The sequence below is a fragment of the Lutibacter oricola genome, assembly GCF_900106565.1.
Lineage (GTDB): Bacteria > Bacteroidota > Bacteroidia > Flavobacteriales > Flavobacteriaceae > Lutibacter > Lutibacter oricola.
Genome location: NZ_FNNJ01000011.1, coordinates 36,233 through 58,078 on the forward strand (window position 1 = coordinate 36,233; position 21,846 = coordinate 58,078).

Genomic DNA, 21,846 nt, shown 5'->3' on the forward strand with positions numbered 1-21,846 from the left:
CGTTGTATTCCTTTACGCTTTATCGTCTTATTATTGATATACTTTAAAGTTAAAATTATATCATTATGCTAAAAACATTACGTTTTTTTATTTATCTATCAATTATTTTATTCAGCTTAAATGTTTCTGCCGAAAATATTTATGTTGCTACAAATGGAAGTGATTCTAATACTGGAACAATAGAAAGCCCTTTTAAAACTTTTAGTAAAGCAATTTCTGTAATGTCTGCAGGAGATGTTTGTATTATTAGAGGTGGAGTGTATGAAGAAGAATTATTAATAAGTAAAAATGGAACAGCCGGCAATTATTTAACTTTTAAAGCAGCAGATGGAGAAACCGTAGATATTAAAGCAACAAAAGCTTTAAGTGGTTGGCAAGTTCATAGTGGTAGTATATACAAAGTTAATGTAAATATGTCTATAGACAGTAGGTTTCGTGCTGTTTACCATAATAATGAATTTATGGATTTGGCTCGATGGCCAAATAATACCGATAATAATCGTTGGACTATTAATTGTACTCCAGTTACCGGAGGTGATGGAACACATTTTATTGCAAACAATATTCCTAGTATAGATTGGACTGGAGGGTTAGTATATTATTTAGGGGCACATTCAGGAGCAAGTTGGACGAGAACTGTTACTAATAGTTCTACAACTAGAATAGATTTTACTGAGGTAGATATTACTAAATGGCCTTTTAGTACTCACAACCCAACTACATGGCGAGATTATCCTGGTAATAACCGTGGACAATTATACCTATTTAATAAATTAGAGGCATTAGATTATGCTAGAGAATGGTTTTATGACCAAGATACGCAAACCTTATATTTTCAAACAGCAGATGGTTCTATACCAGCTAATGGAACTGTTGAATATGCTGCTAATAAATTTGCCGCACAATTAACAGGAGATTATATTAAATTAGAAGGCTTAAACTTTTTTGGAGGTAGTATTAAAATCAACAATAATGCAGATAATAATCAAATTATAAATTGTAAAGTAGTTCATGGTAGCGAAGGTCATGATAGCTTAACTAATACATCAGCACAAGTAGGTGAAGCTGCTATTGAAATTCTGGGTGATAACACATTAATAAAAGGTTGTACTATTGACCATAGTTCTGTAAGTGGTATAAATATTGGTGGTTGGGCAGCTTCAAATTGTACTGTTGAAGAAAACTATATTAGTAATATAGATTATGTAGGTATTCACGCATCTCCAATAAGAACTAGTGCAAACGATATGAAAATATTAAAAAACACTATTTTTAATGCAGGTAGAGATGGTATGTATGTAAGTGGTACTAATTGCGAAATAGCATATAATGATGTTTCTGTTTCACAAAAAATTAATAGTGACTCAGGTATTTTTTACACAGTTGGAAATTCATCTTTAAAAAATAATGAAATCCATCACAATTGGTTTCACGATGCTACGGCACCAGATTACTCTCATAATCCAAGTGACCCAGCTAAAGCTGCAGGAATTTATTTAGATAATAATAGTAAAGGATACACAGTTCACCATAATGTTGTATGGAATGTGTCTTGGAGTGGCTATCAAGTTAATTGGAATAATACGGATTTAGATTTTTATCATAATACTATTTGGAATGCAGAAAGAGCAATGGATTCTTGGGTAAATGGTTATACGCAAGAAAATAATAAGATTTATAATAATTTTGCTAGTGCAGGAAATTGGTTTACTGAAACATCAACAGATTTCGATATTCAAAATAATTTAATAACTAGCACTTCTCCGTTTGAAGATGCAAACAATCAAAATTTTATGCCTTCTGCAGGAAGTGCTGTTACCGATGCAGGAATGATTATTTCTGGATTTGATAAGCCTTTTAAAGGTAGTGCACCAGATATAGGAGCTTATGAAAGATTTGGTACAAATTGGACAGCAGGTGTTAATGCCATTGAAGATACTGGAGAAGGAGAAACATTGTCTGTATTAGATGCATTGTTTACGATAACAACTACATCAGAAACTTGTACTAACGAGAACAATGGTAAAATTAATATAGTTGCAGATATATCTCAAGATTATATTGTTAGTTTTAATAATGTAGATACAAATTTTACAAATGAAATTAACTTTGAAGATTTAGAACCAGGTGTTTACCAATTATGTATTTCGGTTAAAAACCTTACCGAGAGTCAGTGTTTTAATTTTGAAATTAAACAGGCCTCAGAGATTTCTGGTAAAACATCTTTAGCAAATAGACAGCTTTCGGTTAATATGGAAACTGGGACAACTCCATTTATGGTATTTGTTAACAATGAAATGCAATACCAAACATTTGATAAATCATTTGTTATTAACGTTGATCAAGGTGATGAAGTTAAAATTAAAACAAGTAAAGATTGTGAAGGAGAATTGGTCGATACTATTAATTTTTATGAAGATATAATTGCTTTTCCAAATGCAACAAATGGAGATTTTCAATTGTTAGTGCCAGTAATGGAAGGTGAAATTATTGTAAGAATATATGATGTTTATTCTCGTTTAATTTCATCTAAATTATATACTATTCAATCAGGTAGAATAAGTTTAAGTTTAAAAAATAAACCTTCAGGAATATACTTTGCCAGAGTTATGAGCGAAAAACCTGTAAGTGTAAAAGTTATAAAGAAATAATAAAAATATCTGAAAAGGATAATTAATAGAATAGTATAAGAAATACAATTTATAGGAATAAAGTTTAATCCATATATTTGTATTGATTAAAGTATAAATATGCGTTTCTACAAATTATTGTTATTTGTTACATTTTGTGTATTAGTAAATTACACTTGTAATAGTCAAAACTGGAGTAAAAAAATATATAAGAAGGCAAACTCATTAAAGTTTAAAGAGTTAGATAGTTCTGCATATTATTATAATAAAGGCTATGAATTAAGTTTAGAAAAAAAAGATACAGTAAAGGCTATTAATTTTTTAATAGAATTAGCAGATTTACATGGTCATAATGTAAACTACGAAAAATCGTACGATTATTATTGGCAAGCTCTATTATTGGCAGATAAATCGAACGATTTAATTTCTAAAGTTAAAATTTATAGAGGTTTAGGTTGGTTATACAGTTTTTATAAACGAGATAAAGAGGCTTTAAAATATTTCGACTTATCACTAAAACTTCATAAAAAATTGGTGGCAGCTAACAAAGTTGAACCCAATAATGTTTTAAACAGTTATTTTTCTATAATTAATTTATATAGAATGAATAATGAGTTTGATATGGCTCAAAAATATATAGACAGTAGTTATGCTTTAGGAGCAGAATCTAAGCGTAGAGTAAAAAGTCATTATTTAGAAATAGAGAAAGGTTATATTGAAGCTGTTAATGGAGATTATACCAAATCTATAGATAGAATTAATGCATCATCAATTTATTTTAAAGAAAAACAACCTTCGTATTTAATTGTTATTTATGCGCTTTTAGGAGATATTTATAAAAAAATGAATCGTTTTGATGAGAGCATTCAGTATTATAAAAAATCTTTAGAGTTTTCTTCAAAATACAATCGACATTTAAACTATAAAATGTTGGTGTACGAATCATTAGCTAATTTATATGCAATAAGAAAAAATCATGAAGAAGCTTATAAGTACTTGAACTTAGCAAAATTGGAGAATGATTTTATATTTGGATCTAGAAGTAAAAACAATCAACATTTATTAGAAATTAAGGATAAATTTAGAATTGAAAAAGATAAACAGCAAAGCCTCGAAAAAAACCAACGTATAAAAGAGTTGGAAACAGAAGATAAAATATGGTTTCTTCAAAAAGTAATTTTAATTGTTTCATTTATTTTTACATTACTGTTTGGTTATGTGTTTATACGTTTTTTAAGAAATAAACACAAGAACGAAAAATCGATTTTAAAAGAAAAACAACGCTTAAAACTTCAAGAGCAAGAATTAAAATTAAAGCAACAGTCTGAAATTTTAGAAATAAAAAATAAAGAACTTACAGAATCTGCTTTGCGACTTATTGAAAAAGACGAATTAATTAGTAGTATTGAAAAGAGATTGGCAGATGAAAAAGGTAATATTAATGCGAATTCTTTAAAAAGAATGTTGAAAGCAATTAAGGGAAGTGATGATAATAATTGGGAACAATTTGAAGCTAGATTTACTGCCGTTAATCAAAGTTTTTATATGACATTGAAAACTAATTTTCCTAAACTAACACCTGCAGATCAAAAAATGTGTGCTTTGGTTAAACTTAATATGCCAAGTAAGCATATGGCTAAATTACTGGGTATTTCTGTAGAAAGCGTACATTCATCTAGATACAGACTTCGAAAAAAATTAGGTTTAAGTAGAAGTGATAATTTAGAAGAGTTTATAAATAGCATTTAATTATTAGTCTAGTTAAAATCTAGTTTAAATTCTAGGTTTGTTCTATTTCATTGAAATTAATAGGTAAATAATTATACATATAAAAACATATGTGTATGTTTCATTTTTGGTTTTATTTTACCTTAGAGGTATCTAAAATTAAATATAAATGAAAGTTTTAAAATTTACATTATACAGTTTTGCTATTATTCTTTTAGCAGCTTGTTCAAATTCTCAAAACCAAAAAGAAGAGGTTAAATTAAAAGAAGGAAATTTTCCCTATAAATTTCCAAATGAAAAACCGAATATTAAAATAAGTTCGGCAATGGAGCGTAATTATGATAATTATATGGCACCTCGCCCTCAAGATAATGAATTGTATTCTCAATTTAAATATACCAAATTAAAAGGGTTAGATTATAGTAATCATGATGGTACAATTACGCGTAGAGATCCTTCAAAAGTAATTTTTGCAAATGGTAAATATTATGTATGGTACACACATAGAAAAACTCCAACACCGCCACAAGGAGCAAAAAAATGTACAGATGTAATTCCTTCAAGCGATTGGGATTTATGTGATATATACTATGCAACAAGTAAAGATGGATTTACTTGGGAAGAACAAGGAGTTGCAGTACCAAGACCAGAAAAACCAAATGTAGGTTGGAGATCTGTAGCTACTACTGATATTTTGGAGTGGAAAGGTAAATACTATTTATACTACCAAGGGTTTATGGAAGCAAGTGGAAAACGTGGAGATGATTGCCCTGTAGCAGTTTCATATGCAGATTCACCTGACGGACCTTGGACACCTTATAATAAAATTGTAATTCCTAATGGAGCAGAAGGCGAGTGGGATCAATACTCTATTCACGATCCATACCCAATGGTTTATAAAGGAAAAATATATTTGTATTATAAATCAGATTCTAATGGACAGCCAAATTTAATTAGAATGCAAGGATTGGCAACTGCCGATAATCCTTTAGGGCCATTTACAAAACATCCTCAAAATCCTATTATAAATTCAGGGCACGAAACAACATTGTTTCCTTTTAAAGGAGGTATTGCTGCGTTGGTTATTAGAGATGGAAACGAGCACAATACCGTGCAATATTCTGAAGATGGTGTAAACTTTAACATTGCTTCAATTACAACAGATATGCCAAATGCAGGTGGGCCTTTTATTCCTGATGCTTTTACTGATACAAAAGACGGAAGAGGAATTACTTGGGGAATTTCGCATTTTACAGCTGTAAACGGTTGGTCAACTAATCATGCAGTTTTAACACGTTTTGATTGTGATTTAAGTTTAGATGTAAATGATCCGGATATGAAAAAGACACATGTATACCATAAACCAGAATATTATTATAAAATGGGGTTGAATGGTAAACAAAGAAAAAGAATTGCAGAAGAAAATAAAGCTTTAAATAACCAATAAAATGTATAAAAAGTTAATAATTCTTTTAGTTGTTTCATTAATAACTTCAGTTTTAAGAGCCGATCCGCCAGATCCACCAGTTGGAAAAAGATGGGTTTTAAATGCTAAGTTTTCTGATGAATTTAACGGAAACAAATTAGATGCTACAAAATGGTATGATTATCACCCAAATTGGAGTGGTAGAGAGCCTGGTATATTTTTACCTTCACAAGTAAAAGTTGGAAATGGATATATGTCTATTACTGGAAAAAAATTAGAGAAAGATTCTATTCAAATTAGAAAAGATGGAACTAAGAAAATTTTTAACATAGCAGGTGGAGCCGTGGTTTCAAAAACTACAGATGCTTATTTTGGATATTATGAGTGTAAATTTAAGGCAGCCAAAACAACTATGTCTACAACTTTTTGGATGTCTACCAGAGGAAGTACAGATGGACCAACAGATTGTGAAAGTGATAAATACGGATTGGAGTTAGATTTTCAGGAATGTATTGGTAGAGAAGGTGATTTTGATGGTAAATATTTTGCTCGTGGAATGAATTCTAATTCGCATTATTGGTATACAGATTGTGAAGGAAAACGACACGATTATCGTGCACCACAATCTAAAATTGAAACCAAAACAATGCCTTCCGAAGATTTTTATACTTATGGAGGTTGGTGGCACAACGAAAGTAAAGTGAGTTATTTTTTAAATGATAGAAAGGTTAAAACGGTTGATTTTTATGATGAAATTACTAAAAAGCCTTTTGATAAAACAATGGGATTAAATATGGTTTCGGAAACCTATCCTTTTCCTTGGATTAAATTACCAAATGATGAAGAATTAGCTGATCCAACAAAAAACACGTGCTATTACGATTGGGTACGAGTTTATGATTTAGTTGATATAGACGAGAAAGTTAAAAATAATGCAACAGAGAATTTAACCATTTTTAATGATAGAGTATACTTCAACAATAAGCTATCTAAAATTTCTTCAAAAAATAATATAGATGTAAGCTACTCATATATGTCTAATGTAGACAGAGAAGTTTTAATTAAATTATTTGATGAAAATAAAAAGCCCGTTATTCAAACAAAACATACTGTATTTGCTGGCTTTGGAAATAGAGATTTGCAATTAAAGTTGAATAATAAATTAAAGAATAATAAAACATATGTTGCTAAAATTTTTGTTAAGCAACCTAATGGAAAAAAGAATATTGTAACAGATGAATTTAAGTTTGTTTACAAAAAGTAGATAGCAACAAGATATATTTAGAAGTATGATTAAAATGAAATATAAATTTTTTGCATTTTTAGTTGTTTGCGTTGCAAGTAGCTTTAATTTAAAAGCACAGGAAGTAGATTTTTCTTTTCAAGATTCATCTCTTTCAATTGATAAGCGAGTGGATATTTTAGTGTCTCAAATGACATTAGAAGAAAAAGTTGGGCAATTAGTAAATACAGCTCCAGCAATTGATCGTTTAAAAGTTCCAGATTATGATTGGTGGAATGAAGCCCTTCACGGAATTGCTCGTAACGGAAAAGCAACCATTTTTCCTCAAGGAATTGGTTTAGGAGCAACTTTTGATCCAGTTTTAGCTAAAAAAGTAGCTTCTGCAATATCTGATGAAGCAAGAGCTAAATACAAGGTTTCACAAAGTATGGGGAATCATAGTAGATATGCTGGATTAACTTTTTGGACTCCAAACGTAAATATTTTTAGAGATCCACGTTGGGGAAGAGGTCAAGAAACTTATGGAGAAGATCCTCTTTTAATGTCTAAAATTGGTGTTGCATTTGTAAATGGTTTACAAGGAGATAACGATAAATATTTAAAAACTGCGGCTTGTGCAAAACACTTTGCTGTTCATTCTGGGCCAGAAAATGTTCGTCATACTTTTAATGCAGAACCTAATAAGCAAGACTTATATGAAACATATTTTCCTGCTTTTGAAGCTTTGGTAAAAGAAGGTAAAGTTGAAGGTGTTATGGCAGCTTATAATGCAGTATACGGAAAACCAGCAGCAGCAAGTCCTTATTTATTAAAAGAAGTTTTAAGAGATACTTGGGGATTTGATGGTTATATAACATCAGATTGTGGTGCTGTTGGAGGAATTGCTTATAAAATGAAGTATGTGAAAACTGGTGTTGAAGCTGCAGCTGTAGCTATAAATGCAGGAACTAATTTAAATTGTGGAAGTACATTTAAACATGTAAAAGAAGCAATGGAAAAAGGCCTTGTAACGGAAGAGTTGATTACTGAAAGAACAAAACAGTTATTTAAAACTCGTTTTAGATTAGGAATGTTCGATAAAGATGATAACAATCCTTATTTAAATATTGGAAAAGAAGAAATTCATTGCGATGAACATGTACAATTAGCGTTAGAAACTGCTGAAAAGTCAATTGTTTTATTAAAAAACAAAAACAACGTATTGCCATTACCAAAAGACATTAAAGTTCCTTATGTAACTGGGCCTTTTGCTAATTCTGGAGATATGTTAATGGGTAGCTACTATGGTGTAAGTTCTAATTTAGTTACAATTTTAGAAGGAATTACAGATATTGTTTCACTTGGAACTTCATTAAATTATAGAAGTGGAGCATTGCCTTTTCATAAAAATATAAACCCTAAAAATTATGCACCAGTTGTTGCTTCAATGTCTGATGTAACAATTTGTGTGGTAGGTTTAACAGCTGATAGAGAAGGTGAAGAAGTTGATGCTATTGCCTCACAAGATATTGGTGATAAAGCAGATTTAAAACTACCTGAAAATCAAATTAATTATGTAAAGGAAATAGCTGAGCGTAAAAAAGGACCACTTGTATTAGTTGTGGCTAGCGGTAGCCCAATTTCATTAGAAGGAATTGAAGAAGATTGTGATGCAATTTTACAAATTTGGTATCCAGGTGAACAAGGAGGAAACGCAGTAGCTAGAATTTTATTCGGAGATGTTTCACCTTCAGGGCATTTGCCAATTACATTTCCTAAAAGCATAGCTCAACTACCTGCTTATGATGATTATTCTATGCAAGGTAGAACTTATAAGTATATGAAAGAAGAGCCAATGTTTCCATTTGGTTTTGGTTTAACATATTCAAAAACTGAAATTAAAAACCTTACTTTAAATAAAGATAAACTTAAAAGTAAAGATGATTTAAATGTTTCTGTTGAAGTGAGCAATACTGGTAATTTCGATATTGATGATGTTGTTCAATTGTATATTAGCCCAGTTGAAAATGATGACAATTTACCAAATACTTCATTAAAAGGGTTTCAACGTATTTCATTAAAAAAAGGGGAATCAAAAACAGTTAACTTCACTATTAAAGCTGAAGAACTTAAAGTTATAAATGTTGCAGGAGAAAAGGTATGGAGAAAAGGCGAATATAAAGTTATAGTTGGTAATTCTTCACCTTCAGCATTAAGCGAAAAATTAGGTGCGGCTAAACCGCAATCTTCAATAATTAGATTGAGATAAATTATAAAAAGTTTTAATAAAAAAAGCTCCTTTTAAATTTAAAAGGAGCTTTTTTTATGGAGTTTTATTAAACTTACTTTTTAAGAATTTTTTTACCTTTTTGTCTTGCAACATTTTGAGCCTTTGTTAAAATTTCTTGTTTTAGTTTAATACTAAATGTTCTATAAAGTTCTTTAATTTGGGCTTGTTTCTCAGTTTTATCAGTAACTGTTTTTTTAACTTCTTTAATTGCTTTTAGATTTTTTACAAATGCAGCCGTAAATTCCTTTTCTTGTTTTTTTGATAATGCCACAGATGCATCACCAGTAACTATTTCTTTTTTTAGTTTTTCTAATCCTTTAGCAGCTGCCATTGCAGATTTATCTTGAGCAACTGTTGAAAATGAAATTGTAACTACAAAAAGTAACGATACTAATAATTTAATGTGTTTCATAATAATATTTAGTTTTAGACTACAAATTTGAGAATAAAGTTATTATTGTGCTTGTACATATGATTTTAAGATTAGTACATATTACTTTTTAATTATAATTGTAGGACTTGTAAACTGAAAAAATCATATGTACTAGTAATTTTTTGAAATGTAGTATTATAAGGAAGCTTAAAAGAGGTAATTGCGTTGATAAAATTATAAATTTGATTTAGTTCTAAATGAATCAATACATAAGTAAAAATGAAATTAAATAAATTTATAGTTTCAATAGTTATTATCATATTGGCTGGTAATATTTATGCTCAAAAGCAAAACAAGCAAAAGCCAAATATAGTAGTAGTTTTTGCTGATGATATTAGTGCTAGAGAATTTCCAATTTATAATTCAACAGTTTGGAATGCAGATTTTAAAGGAGAATCTACAGATTTGAAAATGAGGGCTAAGACCCCAGTTTTAAGTCGTTTGGCAGAAGAAGGTGTATTTATAAAAACTGCTTGGGCTGCAACAATTTGTTCGCCTAGTAGAGCAATGATGATGACTGGTCGTTATGCAGATAAGCATAAGTGGTGGCATAATGGAGATTTGGGAATGTCTATAAGTAAAGAAGGAAAAAGAAGACCATGGCCTTTGTATGAAAGTTCAACTTTAATTGGGCATATTGCTCAAAAAGCTGGTTACGCTACTATGTGGTCTGGTAAAACACAAATGAAAGGATCAGATTTATTAAAATTTGGTTTTGATGAAGGTGTATTTACACCTGGAGAACAAGGTGCTCCAAACAACCCAATGACAGATTTTAAAATTATTCCAAAAAAATTAGGTGGAAAGAAGGTTTATATAAATGCAGATACCGGAAAAGAAATGAATACCTATCAACAGTATGGTTGGTATTGGCAGCCACATGTGCGTTTAATGAACCATCCAAGTTCTAATAAAAAATTAGATTGGTGGCCAAATACAAAAGAGTCTAAAGAAAAGTATGGTTTAAATACTTTTGGGCCTGATGTAGAATTGGAATTAATTTTCGATTTTATGGAGCGTAAACAAAAAGAAAAGAAACCATTTTTTGTATATCATACAACGCATTTAGGTCACGGTTCTGTAGATTTCTTCAATCAGCATCCAGATAATAATTACCCACAAACACCAAAAATAAAATGGACTGGTAATGAGTATATTAGATTTGAACCAAATGTAACTGGTGATAAAGGAGTTTATAATACGCATAATTCATTGTCTGAACCTGGAATTAGAAATCATGTAAACTATTTAGATTACCAAGCCTGGTTGTATATAAACAAGTTTAAAGAAATGGGTATTGAGAATAATACTATTTTTATTTTCTGTGCAGATAATGGAACTCATTATTATGGAAAAGGAAGTCCGGTAAGCCAAAAAGGGACACATGTACCATTTATAGTGTATGCTCCTGGAATGCATTTAACAAAAAAAGGAGAACAAGATATTTTAGTAAATATAGCCGATGTTATGCCAACTATAGCAGATATTGTTGGAGTGAAAATAGAAAAAAATTATGAGGTTGATGGTGTAAGTTTATGGCCGTATTTAACAACTTCAACTAAAAAACATAGAGAGTGGATTTATTCTTATAAAAAAGGAATGCAGTTAATTAGAGGTTTCAATGTAATGAAAGATGGAGAAGGTACTTGGTACAATGTAGCTGAAGATGCTGATGATTTAGTAAGCTTCCCAAAAATAAAAGATTGGTCTAAAATGTCTAAAGTACATTTAGATGAAAGAGATCAATTAAACACAATTTTACCAAAATATAATTTGCATGCTACTGCCCACGATGCACCAGGCTATATTGATAAAAAGAAGCTAAAAAAAAATAAAAAATAATAATTTAGAAAAGTATAAAGAATCATGAAAAGTAATTTCATAAAAAAAATTGTAGTACTAACTATTGGAATTCTTACCGTAGTACCAAATTTTGCTCAAAGTAAAAGAAAGAAAAAAGGGAAAAAGCCAAATGTTTTGGTAATTTATACGGATGATCATAGATTTACAGGTGTGCACGCTTTAGGTGGTATGGCTGTAAAAACACCAAATATGGATGCATTGGCACACGATGGTATTTCATTTACAAATGCATATCTAATGGGTTCTTTTTCTGGTGCTACTTGTGTACCTAGTAGAGCAATGTTACATACAGGTAGACAATTATTTAGTTTAAAAGAACAAGGCCGCCATATTCCAACTACAGATACTACTATGGGTGAAGCTTTTCAACAAGCAGGTTATAACTCACATATTGTTGGTAAATGGCATCAAGGAAATCCTTCACTAAACCGTTCATTTGATACAGGTGATAATATTATGGGGCGAAGCGCTTACCTAACCGATCATTTTAGAATGCCTTATTGGGATTTCAATAAAAATAGTAATTATACAAGAGATGAGGCATTTTTATTAATTTATGATAAAGATGGAAATAGAAAAAGAAGAGGTTTAACCAAAGATGATAAACGCGGACCAACAGCAACAGAAGCTTTTGGGCCTCATACTTCTGAAGTTTTTGCAGAAAAAGCTTCAAAATACATTCAGCAAGCAGATAAGAAAAAACCATTTTTTATGTATCTAGCTTTTCACGCACCACACGATCCTCGTCAAGCTCCAAAGGAATATATAGATATGTATCCTGTAAAAGATATTAATTTACCACCATCGTATTTGGAACAACATCCATTTGATAATGGAGATATGGTGTTAAGAGATGAGGCTTTAGCTGCTTGGCCAAGAACCTTAAATGTTGCAAAAGAACAATTGGCAAGCTATTATGCAATTATTACACATTTAGATGCCCAAATTGGAAAAGTAATTAAAACCTTAAAAGAAACTGGTGTTTACGAAAATACAATTATTGTATTGGCAGGTGATAGTGGTTTGGCAGTTGGAAACCACGGTCTAATGGGTAAGCAAAGCGTTTATAATGAAGATGGAATTCACGTGCCTTTTATTATTTCAGGAAATTTAGTTGAAGATAAAGGTAGAAGAATTGATGCGTTAACGTACATACACGATATTTTTCCAACAGTTTGTGATTTAGCTAAAATAGAAAAACCAACTTCAATTGAAGGGAAAAGTTTGTTGCCTATAATTAATAATGAAATTAAGCAAGTTCGAAATTCTATGTATTTTGCTTATAAACAATTTCAAAGAGCTTATAGAAAAGGCGATTTTAAATTAATTGAATATGTAAGAGCAGATGGAAAACATCGTAAAACTGGTGAGTTTGTTGCAGGTTCTAGAGTAACACAACTATTTAATATTGTTAAAGATCCTTGGGAAACTACAGATCTTTCATTTTTTCCGGAGTACAAAGAAAAAGTTGCTGAAATGCGAAAAGAAATGAAAGAAAATGCGATTAAATTAGGCGATGATAAGGATAAAATCGATGCGGTAGATTTCGATTTTTGGGATTATTATTAGTAAATTTATCACACTTGAATAAAATTAAAAAATGACATATATATTTAAAAAAAGCTATCAATTATTATTGGTGGCTTTTGTTTTGTTAGTAGCGTGTAATCAAAAAGATAATAAACCAAAAAACACAAAGGTTGATTCTTTGATTAGCAAAATGACTCTCGAAGAAAAAGTTGGGCAAATGACTCAAATTACGCTGAGTGTATTTTATAAAAAAGGAGTTCTTCAAGAAGAAAAACTAAAAGAATATATAGTTAAAAATGGAGTAGGTTCTTTATTAAATGTAGATGGTTCAGTTCCTTTTTCTGTTGAAGAATGGCACGAGTTAATTACTAAAATTCAAGATTACGCTAAAGAAAGTAGGTTACAAATACCTGTTTTATATGGAATTGATGCCATTCACGGTGCAACATATACTGAAGGAGCCACCTTGTTTCCTCACAATATTGGATTGGCAGCTTCTCGAAATCCTAAATTAGCTTTTGAAATTGCTGAAATTACAGCTAAAGAAGTGAGGGCAAGTGGTATTCGTTGGAATTTTGATCCAGTTTTAGGTGTTGGAAAACAACCATTATGGCCTCGTTTTGAAGAAACTTTTGGAGAAGATGTGTTACTAGTTTCAGAATTTGGAACACAAGTAATTAAAGGTTATGAAAAAGACAATTTAAAAAGCAATACAAATGTAGCATCTTGTATGAAACATTTTTTAGGTTATACAGTTCCGCAATCTGGAAAAGATAGAACACCTGCATATATTCCCGATATTGTATTAAGAGAAACGTTTATGCCGCCATTTAAAAAGGCTGTTGAAACAGGTTCTCCAACTATTATGATTAATTCAGGGTCAATAAATGGAATTCCAGTGCATATAAATAAGTATTTATTAACCGATTTGTTGAAAAACGAGTGGGGTTTTAAAGGATTCGTGGTTACCGATTGGGAAGATATTATGTATTTACACAAAGAACATAAAGTAGCTAAAAACAACAAAGACGCAGTGAAAATGGCTATAAATGCAGGTGTTGATATGAGTATGGTTCCAAATAAGTTAGATTTTTATCACGACTTAATTGAGCTAGTAAATGAAGGAGAGGTTTCAATGGATCGAATAGATGATGCAGTAAGGAGAATTTTAAAAGTAAAATTCGATTTAGGGTTATTTGACAATCCGTATCCTGAAAAAGAAGCAGTTGCTAATTTTGGCTTGGCTTCATATAAAGAAACAGCCTTAAAAACTGCTGAACAAAGTATGACTTTGTTGAAAAACAAATCAATAAATAATAAACCAATTTTGCCGTTAAGTAAAAATTCAAAAGTGTTAATTGCTGGGCCTGCAGCAAATTCTTTAGCTACATTACACGGTAGTTGGTCGTATACTTGGCAAGGCGATAGAGAACATTTATATGCTGAATCTACTTTAACAATTAAAGAAGCTATAGAAATCAAAATAGGAAAAGAAAATGTTACGTGTGTTGCGCCAAATAAATTTCAAAAAATAACTACTTCAGAAATAAAAAGTGTAACTCAAAAAGCTAAAAATGTAGATTGTATTATTTTGTGTTTGGGTGAAATAAGCTATGCGGAAACTAAAGGAAATATAGATGATTTAGAACTGTCTAAAGATCAAATTACACTAGCAAAGGCTGCAATTGCAACAAATAAACCTGTAATTTTAGTGTTAACCGAAGGAAGACCAAGAATTGTAAATGAATTTATTGAAGGAATAGATGGTGTTTTAATGGCATACAGGCCTGGAAGTCAAGGCGCAAATGCAATAACAAATGTGTTATTTGGAGATTATAACCCAAGTGGGAAATTACCATTTTCATATCCTAAATATTCCGGTAATTTATTAAATTATGATGCTCCGGTTCGTAATATAAAAACCTATAAACCGCAATGGGCTTTTGGTGAAGGTTTAAGTTATACTTTATTTGAATATGATGAAATTGAATTGAGTTCTAAAACATTGAAAGAGAATGAATCGTTAACTGTAAAAGTAAAAGTCACCAATACAGGTAAAGTTGATGGCGATTTGGTTATCGATTTATTTGTAAAAGATTTAGTTGCTTCTGTAATTCCACCAATGAAAAAATTAAGAAAGTTTAACCGTATTCATTTAAAAGCTAGAGCCTCAAAAATAGTAGAATTTATATTGAATAAAGATGATTTATCGTTTATAAATGCAAATTTAGAGCGAGTTACAGAAGATGGAGAGTTTGAAATTTTAATAGGTGATAAATCAGCAAAATTTATTTTTGTTAAAAATTAAATTACTGACAAGTAGTGTTTTATGGAGTGTTGTGTAGAATAATGTATATATACTTTTTATATACAACGTACTATTTTTTACTGTAAATATCTCATTTTTTGATTAAACATTTGTGTCGGTTTTAAAATCATATGAACTGAGGTTTACATATTTTATTTTGTTCTTTTGGTATTGTAATTGTAATCTATCTATTAAGGTAATTTTATCAAATCAATATTAAATGAAAACCATATTAAAAATTTTATTCCTTTTAGTTTTAAGTTTAAAGCTATCTGCACAAGAAAATAAACCAAATATTCTTTGGATTATGACCGATGATCAAAGAATGGATTCAAATGGCTATTTTAACGAAATAACTACTGGTAAAAAAGAAAGTCCGTTAGGTTATGTGGAGTCTCCAAATTTAGATGCTTTAGCAAAAGAAGGAACTGTTTATACAAATTTTCATTGTAATTCACCGGCTTGTGCTCCTTCTAGAGGAAGTATTGTTGTAGGTAAATATCCACATCATGCTGGAATTTATGGTTTTGAAAAAACGCACAATCAAAATGATAATTTCAATAAAACCTTACCCGAAGTAATGATTGATAATGGCTACCAAACTACAATGTTTGGTAAAAAAGGGTATTATATTTTTGAATGGAATGGGAAAACTATAAAAGGAGACCCTGAATTTTATGAGCAATATGTGTATTCAAATGATTTACGAAGAAATTCTAAAACAACTGATTGGGATAACAATTCAGTTTGGGGTAAAGTAAACGGAAAAAGTAAAAAAACTGATTCTAGAGTAAATTTCTACTATCCAGATGGAACTCATAAGTCTTTCTCCAGATTAGAAAGTATTTCAAAAGAAGAAAAGAAAGTTAAAGCTGAGGTAGAGAAGGAGTTAGATATATTATATGCGTATACAAGAAGCAGTTCCGATTTAATTGTTGGTGGTGTAAACTCAATGCCAGCAGGTAAAACTTTAGATGGTAATATTACAAGAGAATTTTTAGATTATTTAAAAAATGCTAATAAAAGTTACCAATCGCCAATGGGAAGAAAACTTAATGGAGCAGATACTTCTAAACCAATTTTTACAAGTTTAAGTTACCATTTTCCGCATACACCAGTTATGCCTCCAAAAGAATTTAGAGATCGTTTTAAAGGAAAAACATATAGCATACCGGAGTTTAGTAAATCTGAATTAAAGAAATTACCGCCTCAGTTAAAAAAGTTATATGATAAAGGCCAAATAGATGGTTTAACTGAAGAAGAAAAGCAACAAACTATTAGAGACTATTATGCTTTTTGCGCTTATGGAGATTCAGAAATAGGAAAAGCAATAAATGAATTTAAGGCATATAGCAAAAGAAACAACCAAGAATACATGATTTTCTATGTTTGTGGAGATCACGGTTGGCAATTAGGTGAACAAGGAATAGAAACTAAATTTTCTCCTTGGGAATTATCAAACCATACTTCTGCTATTATTGTTTCTTCAGAAAAAAAGAAATTTCCAGCAGGTAAAGTATATAAAGGATTTACAGAATATGTAGATATTTTTCCAACAATTGTTTCAGCTGGAGGTTCAGATGTTTCAAAAAAAGAATTCAATTTTTTAGATGGTTATGATTTGGCTGAAGTGTTAGAAAACAAAAAGCTTAACAGAGATTATGTTATTGCTGAAATGAACCACGTAATTGGTCCAAGAGCATATATACGCACTAAAAACTTTTCTTTTTCTATGCGAACAAGAGAAAAAAATTCAAAAGCAAGTAATAAGTATAGACCTAATACAAATGTAAAATGGGGAGTTGAAGCAGATAGAAATGCCGTTGAAATGGCTATGTATGATTTACGTGTAGACCCAAAAGAAAGAAACAATGTAGCCAATGATAAAGAGTATATAAAATTGGCAGATTGGTTTAGACAAAAATTAGGAAATATTGTGCTGGGAGATGGAAGAGTTGAAAGTAATTGGTCTAAAGTAAACGATTATAATGTTTCAGATTTTGCTTTAGGATCTGATGATAAAAAAATTAATATTCCAAAGAAAATAATTCCGAAGAAATAAAAACAACAACTATGTTTAAATACATTCAATTCATTTTAATTTTTGCTGTAACATTTTCTGTTTTAGCACAAAAAAGTAAAAAACCAAATATCATTTTAATTTATGCAGATGATATTAGCGCAAGAGAAATGCCTATTTACAAATCAGATACTTGGAGTCCACCAAAAGGTGGAAATACGCAAGATATGAAGTATAGAGCCCAAACGCCTGTATTAGATAATATTGCAAATGAAGGTGTTTTTGTAAAGACAGCTTGGGCAGCCGTTGTATGTTCTCCAAGTAGAGCTATGATGATGACTGGTAGATATGCACATATTCATAAATGGTGGGCAAATAGTGATATTGGAAGGTATTCAATAGGCAAAAAGAAAACAGCTACGTATCCACTTTTTAAAAGTTCTCCTAAATTAATTGGACATATTGCTCAAGAAGGTGGTTACAAAACATTTTGGGTTGGAAAAACTCAAATGCGTAATGACGATTTAGAAGAATATGGATTTGAAGAAGGTGTGTTTACAGCGGGTAATGTTAGACTGGCAGGTGATAATCCTTATACTACATTTCAAGTGGAACAAATTAAAAAGGATGGGAAAAAATTAGTGGTTAATAATGATTCAGGTGAAGAAGTTGTTACCTATCCACAATCTAGTTGGTATTGGAAACCACAAGTAATGCTAATGAATCACCCAACTTCAAACAAGAAATTTGAATGGTGGCCAAACACTAAGAAATCTAAAAAAGAATTCAGCGTAAATACATATGGACCTGATGTTGAGTTAGATTTTGCGTTAGATTTTATGGAGCGAAAAGTGAAAAAAGATGAACCTTTCTTTTTGTATCATACTTCGCATTTAGGACACGATGGATTTGATTTTTTACATCCTACGGAAGGCAATAAATGGCCTGGAACTCCAATTGTTACATATAAAAACGGTAAATACAAAAGAACAAAACCAAATGTAACAGGAAGTAAAGGGAATTACAAAACAAACGGTACTGTAACTGAACCTGGAATGCATAGTCATCTAAAATATTTAGATTATCAGGTTTCGCTGTATTTGAAAAAAATGAAGGAATTAAAAATTGAAGATAATACAATTCTAATATTTTGTGCTGATAATGGAACGAGTGGATATGGTAAAAATAGTAACGAAATACAAAAAGGTGTACACGTTCCATTTATTGTGTATGCTCCCGGTTTTAACTTTACTAAAAAAGGTGAACAAGATATTTTGTTAAATATTTCAGATGTATATCCTACAATTGCTGAAATAGTTGGAGTTGAAATTCCTGATAACTACGAAATAAATGGAGAAAGTTTTTGGCCTTATTTAACTACAGATAAAAAAGAGCATAGAAAATGGATTTACGCTTACAAATCTGGTACGCAAATTATTAGAAGTAAAAACGTTTTAAAAGATGGTAGAGATAAATGGTTTGATGTTAGTAAAACACCTTCAGATTTAATTAGTTATCCTGTAATTAAAGATTGGAATACTGTACCTAAAAATTTGAAGGCAGAAAAAAGTAAATTGAAAAAGGTGTTACCTAAGTTTGATTTATTTGCTACAGCACCACACGGACCATTAGAGCCTGGAGCAGTATTGCCAATAAAGAAAAATAAATCTTGGTTAAAAAATAAAAATAAAAAAAAGAATAAACATTAGCTTGAGTTTGGTAATGTTGAACTCCAAAATTGTAACCAACTACAATTTTGGAGTTTTTTTTAAAATTATCATTTACTATTTTGCTTTAAATTTTAAAGACATAGTGTAAATTTTATTAAATAAACTTATCAATTGTTGTAATAATAACACTCTTGGTTTGAATTGTTGTTCTATTGAGTTTTTAAACTATTTAAATGGAATATTTAGAAAAACGAAACTTTAATAGTTTTATATTTGATTGAAGTTATTATAAAAACAAGTAAAATATAATTATTATAAAATGAGAGTTTTATCAATTCTACTAATCACTTTTTTTCTTTTTTCGTGTTCAGAGAAGCAGGAAAAACCAGAACAATTAATTTCTAATTTTTCAACCTCAGAGATTGACCAAAAAGTTGAGTCCATTATGAGTAACATGACAATGGATGAAAAGTTGGCTCAAATTCAAGGTATTCGTCCAATGGAGATAATGACAGATGGAAAAATTTCATTAGAAAAATGTAGAGAGATGATTCCACATGGAATTGGGCATTTTAGTCAGTTTTCATCGGGTTTAACTATGGAGCCAAGTGAATTAAGAGATTTTGTACGTTCAGTTCAAAATTATTTAATGACTGAAACTAATTCTAAAATCCCAGCAATTTTTCACGAAGAGGCTATAACAGGTTTTGCAACACAAGGCGCAACAACGTTTCCACAACAAATTGGAATGGGCTGTTCTTGGAATGAAGAGTTAATTTCAAAAAACACAAATTCTACTAGATTAAATATGAGAGCGGCTGGGGCCACATATGCTCTTTCTCCAATGTTAGATATTAGTAGAACTGCACATTGGGAGCGTATTGAAGAAAGTTATGGTGAAGATGCATATTTAACTTCTGCTTTAGGTTTAGCTTTTGTAAATGGTTTACAAGGTGAAGATTTAAGTAGTGGTGTTGCTTGTACCACAAAACATTTTGCAGGCTATGGAGCACAAAATAATGATCCAAAAGAATTATATGAAGAATACTTGATGCCGCATGAAGTAGCAATTAAATTAGGAGGTGTTAAAAGTGTAATGCCTTCTTATGGAAAGTACAAAGGAATGGCAGTTGTAGCAAACAAAGAAATGTTAACTACTATGTTACGTGATCAAGTTGGATTTAACGGTGTTGTTGTTAGTGATTATGGTTCAATTCGATTAACTTATAAAGGTCATAAACAAGCAAAAACTATGGTTGAAGCTGGAGCCATGGCTTTAAATGCAGGGACAGATATTGAACTATCAGAAGGACAATGTTTTCCATTATTGCCTGAAGCAATTCAACAAAATTTAACAACCTTAGAAAAAGTAAATGATGCTGTAAGACGTTCATTAATTATGAAAGCTAGGTTAGGATTGTTAGATGAAAAACCACAAATTGGTGTAGATGGAGAATTAGATTTTGATCCACCTGTAAACAGAGAGTTGGCATATGAATCTGCTTGTCAGTCTATTGTATTGTTGAAGAACAATGGAATTTTACCATTAAAAAAGGACATTAAAAAAGTAGCTTTAGTTGGTCCAAACGCAGCAAGTGTTTATGGTATGTTAGGAGATTATACGTACCAATCAATGATTTCATTTTGGTGGAGTACAAAATTTGATGCTAATAATCCAAAATTGGTTCCTTTAAGTGAAGGTTTAGCATCTAAATTGGGTGATAATGTTATCATTCAACATGAAAGAGGCTGTGATTGGAGTGCTCCATTAGAATCTAAGGTAGAAGCTGGAATGGGAGATGATAGATTAAGTAAACTAAAAGTAATGGCTATTGAAGGTTTGCCACAACCAGACTTGGATAATGCATTAAAAATTTCAAAAGAGAGTGATGTAATTGTTGCGGCAGTTGGTGAAAATATCTATTTAGTTGGTGAAGGAAGAAAGCGAAAAGGAATTAAACTTCCGGGAGAACAAGAAGCTTTTGTAGAAAAATTGATTGCTACAGGTAAACCAGTGGTTTTAGTTATAATGGGAGGAAGACAACAATTGGTAAGCAAGTTTGAAGATAAATGTGCAGCAATTGTACAAGCTTGGTTTCCTGGTGAAGAAGGAGGAAATGCTATAGCAGATATTTTAGTTGGTAATGTAAACCCAACGGCTAAATTGTGTGTAACCTATCCAAGTAACGAGAGTAAAAAAGAAATAAATTATAAAAATGGGTATTCAAAAGATAACCAACCACAATATCCATTTGGTTTTGGATTGTCGTATACAAATTATGAATACAGCGATTTAAAAATGGAAACTTTTGCAAACGTTAAAGATGAAAGAATTCCATTATCATTTAAAGTAAAGAACATTGGTAAAGTTGATGGAACAGAAATTGTTCAGTTATATGTTTCTCCAAAAAGTGAAACTTCAACCTTAAACAAAATCCAATTAGAAGGGTTTAAAAGAGTGGAATTAAAAGCAGGAGAAGAGAAAACAGTAACATTTAAAGTATCTCCACAACAGTTTACACAGTATAAAAATGGAGAATGGGTTATAGAACCTGAAAATTTTGAATTTTTAATTGGAGCATCTTCAACAGATATTCGTTTAAAATCGGATTTAGAATTAAAAGGAAAAAGAAAAGTTTTAAAAAACGGAAGATCAGTGTTTTTCTCTGAAAGAAATTAAAATAATGAGTTAGGTTTTATTAATCTATTAAAATTAAATAGTATTA

General features: G+C 30.6%; 12 protein-coding genes. 11 read left to right on the top strand and 1 reads right to left on the bottom strand.

What is annotated here, in order from left to right:
• The first annotated feature begins 65 nt into the window (after nucleotides 1-65).
• The 5 genes from BLU40_RS15195 to BLU40_RS15215 all read left to right on the top strand — a co-directional run bounded on the left by BLU40_RS15195 (nucleotide 66) and on the right by BLU40_RS15215 (nucleotide 9,275).
• Complete coding sequence (locus BLU40_RS15195) at nucleotides 66-2,651, top strand: right-handed parallel beta-helix repeat-containing protein (RefSeq protein ID WP_090125562.1); 2,586 nt, start codon at nucleotides 66-68, stop codon at nucleotides 2,649-2,651.
• Between the two features lie 99 nt (nucleotides 2,652-2,750).
• On the top strand, nucleotides 2,751-4,379 hold the full coding sequence (locus tag BLU40_RS15200; protein ID WP_090125565.1) for a tetratricopeptide repeat protein: 1,629 nt from the start codon (nucleotides 2,751-2,753) through the stop codon (nucleotides 4,377-4,379).
• Between the two features lie 148 nt (nucleotides 4,380-4,527).
• Nucleotides 4,528-5,805, top strand: a complete 1,278-nt coding sequence (locus BLU40_RS15205; protein WP_090125567.1) for a glycoside hydrolase family 117 protein — start codon at nucleotides 4,528-4,530, stop codon at nucleotides 5,803-5,805.
• Between the two features lies 1 nt (nucleotide 5,806).
• A complete protein-coding gene (locus tag BLU40_RS15210; protein WP_090125570.1) occupies nucleotides 5,807-7,048 on the top strand; it encodes a LamG domain-containing protein in 1,242 nt (413 codons plus the stop codon).
• Nucleotides 7,049-7,082: 34 nt separating this feature from the next.
• A complete protein-coding gene (locus BLU40_RS15215) occupies nucleotides 7,083-9,275 on the top strand; it encodes a glycoside hydrolase family 3 C-terminal domain-containing protein (protein WP_090125735.1) in 2,193 nt (730 codons plus the stop codon).
• 73 nt (nucleotides 9,276-9,348) lie between these two features.
• On the opposite strand, the gene BLU40_RS15220 is transcribed toward BLU40_RS15215, so the two are convergent.
• Nucleotides 9,349-9,708 (bottom strand): hypothetical protein, encoded by a 360-nt coding sequence (locus BLU40_RS15220; protein WP_090125573.1) that lies wholly within the window; start codon nucleotides 9,706-9,708, stop codon nucleotides 9,349-9,351.
• 240 nt (nucleotides 9,709-9,948) lie between these two features.
• On the opposite strand from BLU40_RS15220, the gene BLU40_RS15230 reads away from it, so the two are divergent.
• The 6 genes from BLU40_RS15230 (at nucleotide 9,949) to BLU40_RS15255 (ending at nucleotide 21,800) form a co-directional block, all read left to right on the top strand.
• Nucleotides 9,949-11,571, top strand: coding sequence for a sulfatase-like hydrolase/transferase (locus tag BLU40_RS15230; RefSeq protein WP_090125578.1), 1,623 nt, complete (start codon nucleotides 9,949-9,951; stop codon nucleotides 11,569-11,571).
• A 24-nt stretch (nucleotides 11,572-11,595) separates the two neighbouring features.
• A complete protein-coding gene (locus BLU40_RS15235) occupies nucleotides 11,596-13,161 on the top strand; it encodes a sulfatase family protein (RefSeq protein WP_090125581.1) in 1,566 nt (521 codons plus the stop codon).
• Between the two features lie 31 nt (nucleotides 13,162-13,192).
• On the top strand, nucleotides 13,193-15,430 hold the full coding sequence (locus BLU40_RS15240; RefSeq protein ID WP_090125585.1) for a glycoside hydrolase family 3 N-terminal domain-containing protein: 2,238 nt from the start codon (nucleotides 13,193-13,195) through the stop codon (nucleotides 15,428-15,430).
• Between the two features lie 220 nt (nucleotides 15,431-15,650).
• Nucleotides 15,651-17,492: a sulfatase-like hydrolase/transferase gene (locus BLU40_RS15245; protein ID WP_090125589.1), complete on the top strand. Its 1,842-nt coding sequence runs from the start codon at nucleotides 15,651-15,653 to the stop codon at nucleotides 17,490-17,492.
• An 11-nt stretch (nucleotides 17,493-17,503) separates the two neighbouring features.
• The gene (locus tag BLU40_RS15250; protein WP_090125591.1) at nucleotides 17,504-19,159 is read left to right on the top strand and encodes a sulfatase-like hydrolase/transferase; all 1,656 of its coding nucleotides are present in this window, start codon (nucleotides 17,504-17,506) and stop codon (nucleotides 19,157-19,159) included.
• A 406-nt stretch (nucleotides 19,160-19,565) separates the two neighbouring features.
• On the top strand, nucleotides 19,566-21,800 hold the full coding sequence (locus tag BLU40_RS15255; protein WP_175454809.1) for a glycoside hydrolase family 3 N-terminal domain-containing protein: 2,235 nt from the start codon (nucleotides 19,566-19,568) through the stop codon (nucleotides 21,798-21,800).
• Nucleotides 21,801-21,846: the final 46 nt, after the last annotated feature.

Bases quoted from the DNA above. Each gene is read 5' to 3' on its own strand.
- BLU40_RS15200 (WP_090125565.1), top strand. From the start codon at position 2,751: ATGCGTTTCTACAAATTATTGTTATTTGTTACATTTTGTGTATTAGTA.
- BLU40_RS15205 (WP_090125567.1), top strand. From the start codon at position 4,528: ATGAAAGTTTTAAAATTTACATTATACAGTTTTGCTATTATTCTTTTA.
- BLU40_RS15210 (WP_090125570.1), top strand. From the start codon at position 5,807: ATGTATAAAAAGTTAATAATTCTTTTAGTTGTTTCATTAATAACTTCA.
- BLU40_RS15195 (WP_090125562.1), top strand. From the start codon at position 66: ATGCTAAAAACATTACGTTTTTTTATTTATCTATCAATTATTTTATTC.
- BLU40_RS15230 (WP_090125578.1), top strand. From the start codon at position 9,949: ATGAAATTAAATAAATTTATAGTTTCAATAGTTATTATCATATTGGCT.
- BLU40_RS15255 (WP_175454809.1), top strand. From the start codon at position 19,566: ATGAGTAACATGACAATGGATGAAAAGTTGGCTCAAATTCAAGGTATT.
- BLU40_RS15245 (WP_090125589.1), top strand. From the start codon at position 15,651: ATGAAAACCATATTAAAAATTTTATTCCTTTTAGTTTTAAGTTTAAAG.
- BLU40_RS15240 (WP_090125585.1), top strand. From the start codon at position 13,193: ATGACATATATATTTAAAAAAAGCTATCAATTATTATTGGTGGCTTTT.
- BLU40_RS15235 (WP_090125581.1), top strand. From the start codon at position 11,596: ATGAAAAGTAATTTCATAAAAAAAATTGTAGTACTAACTATTGGAATT.
- BLU40_RS15215 (WP_090125735.1), top strand. From the start codon at position 7,083: ATGAAATATAAATTTTTTGCATTTTTAGTTGTTTGCGTTGCAAGTAGC.
- BLU40_RS15220 (WP_090125573.1), bottom strand. From the start codon at position 9,708: ATGAAACACATTAAATTATTAGTATCGTTACTTTTTGTAGTTACAATT.
- BLU40_RS15250 (WP_090125591.1), top strand. From the start codon at position 17,504: ATGTTTAAATACATTCAATTCATTTTAATTTTTGCTGTAACATTTTCT.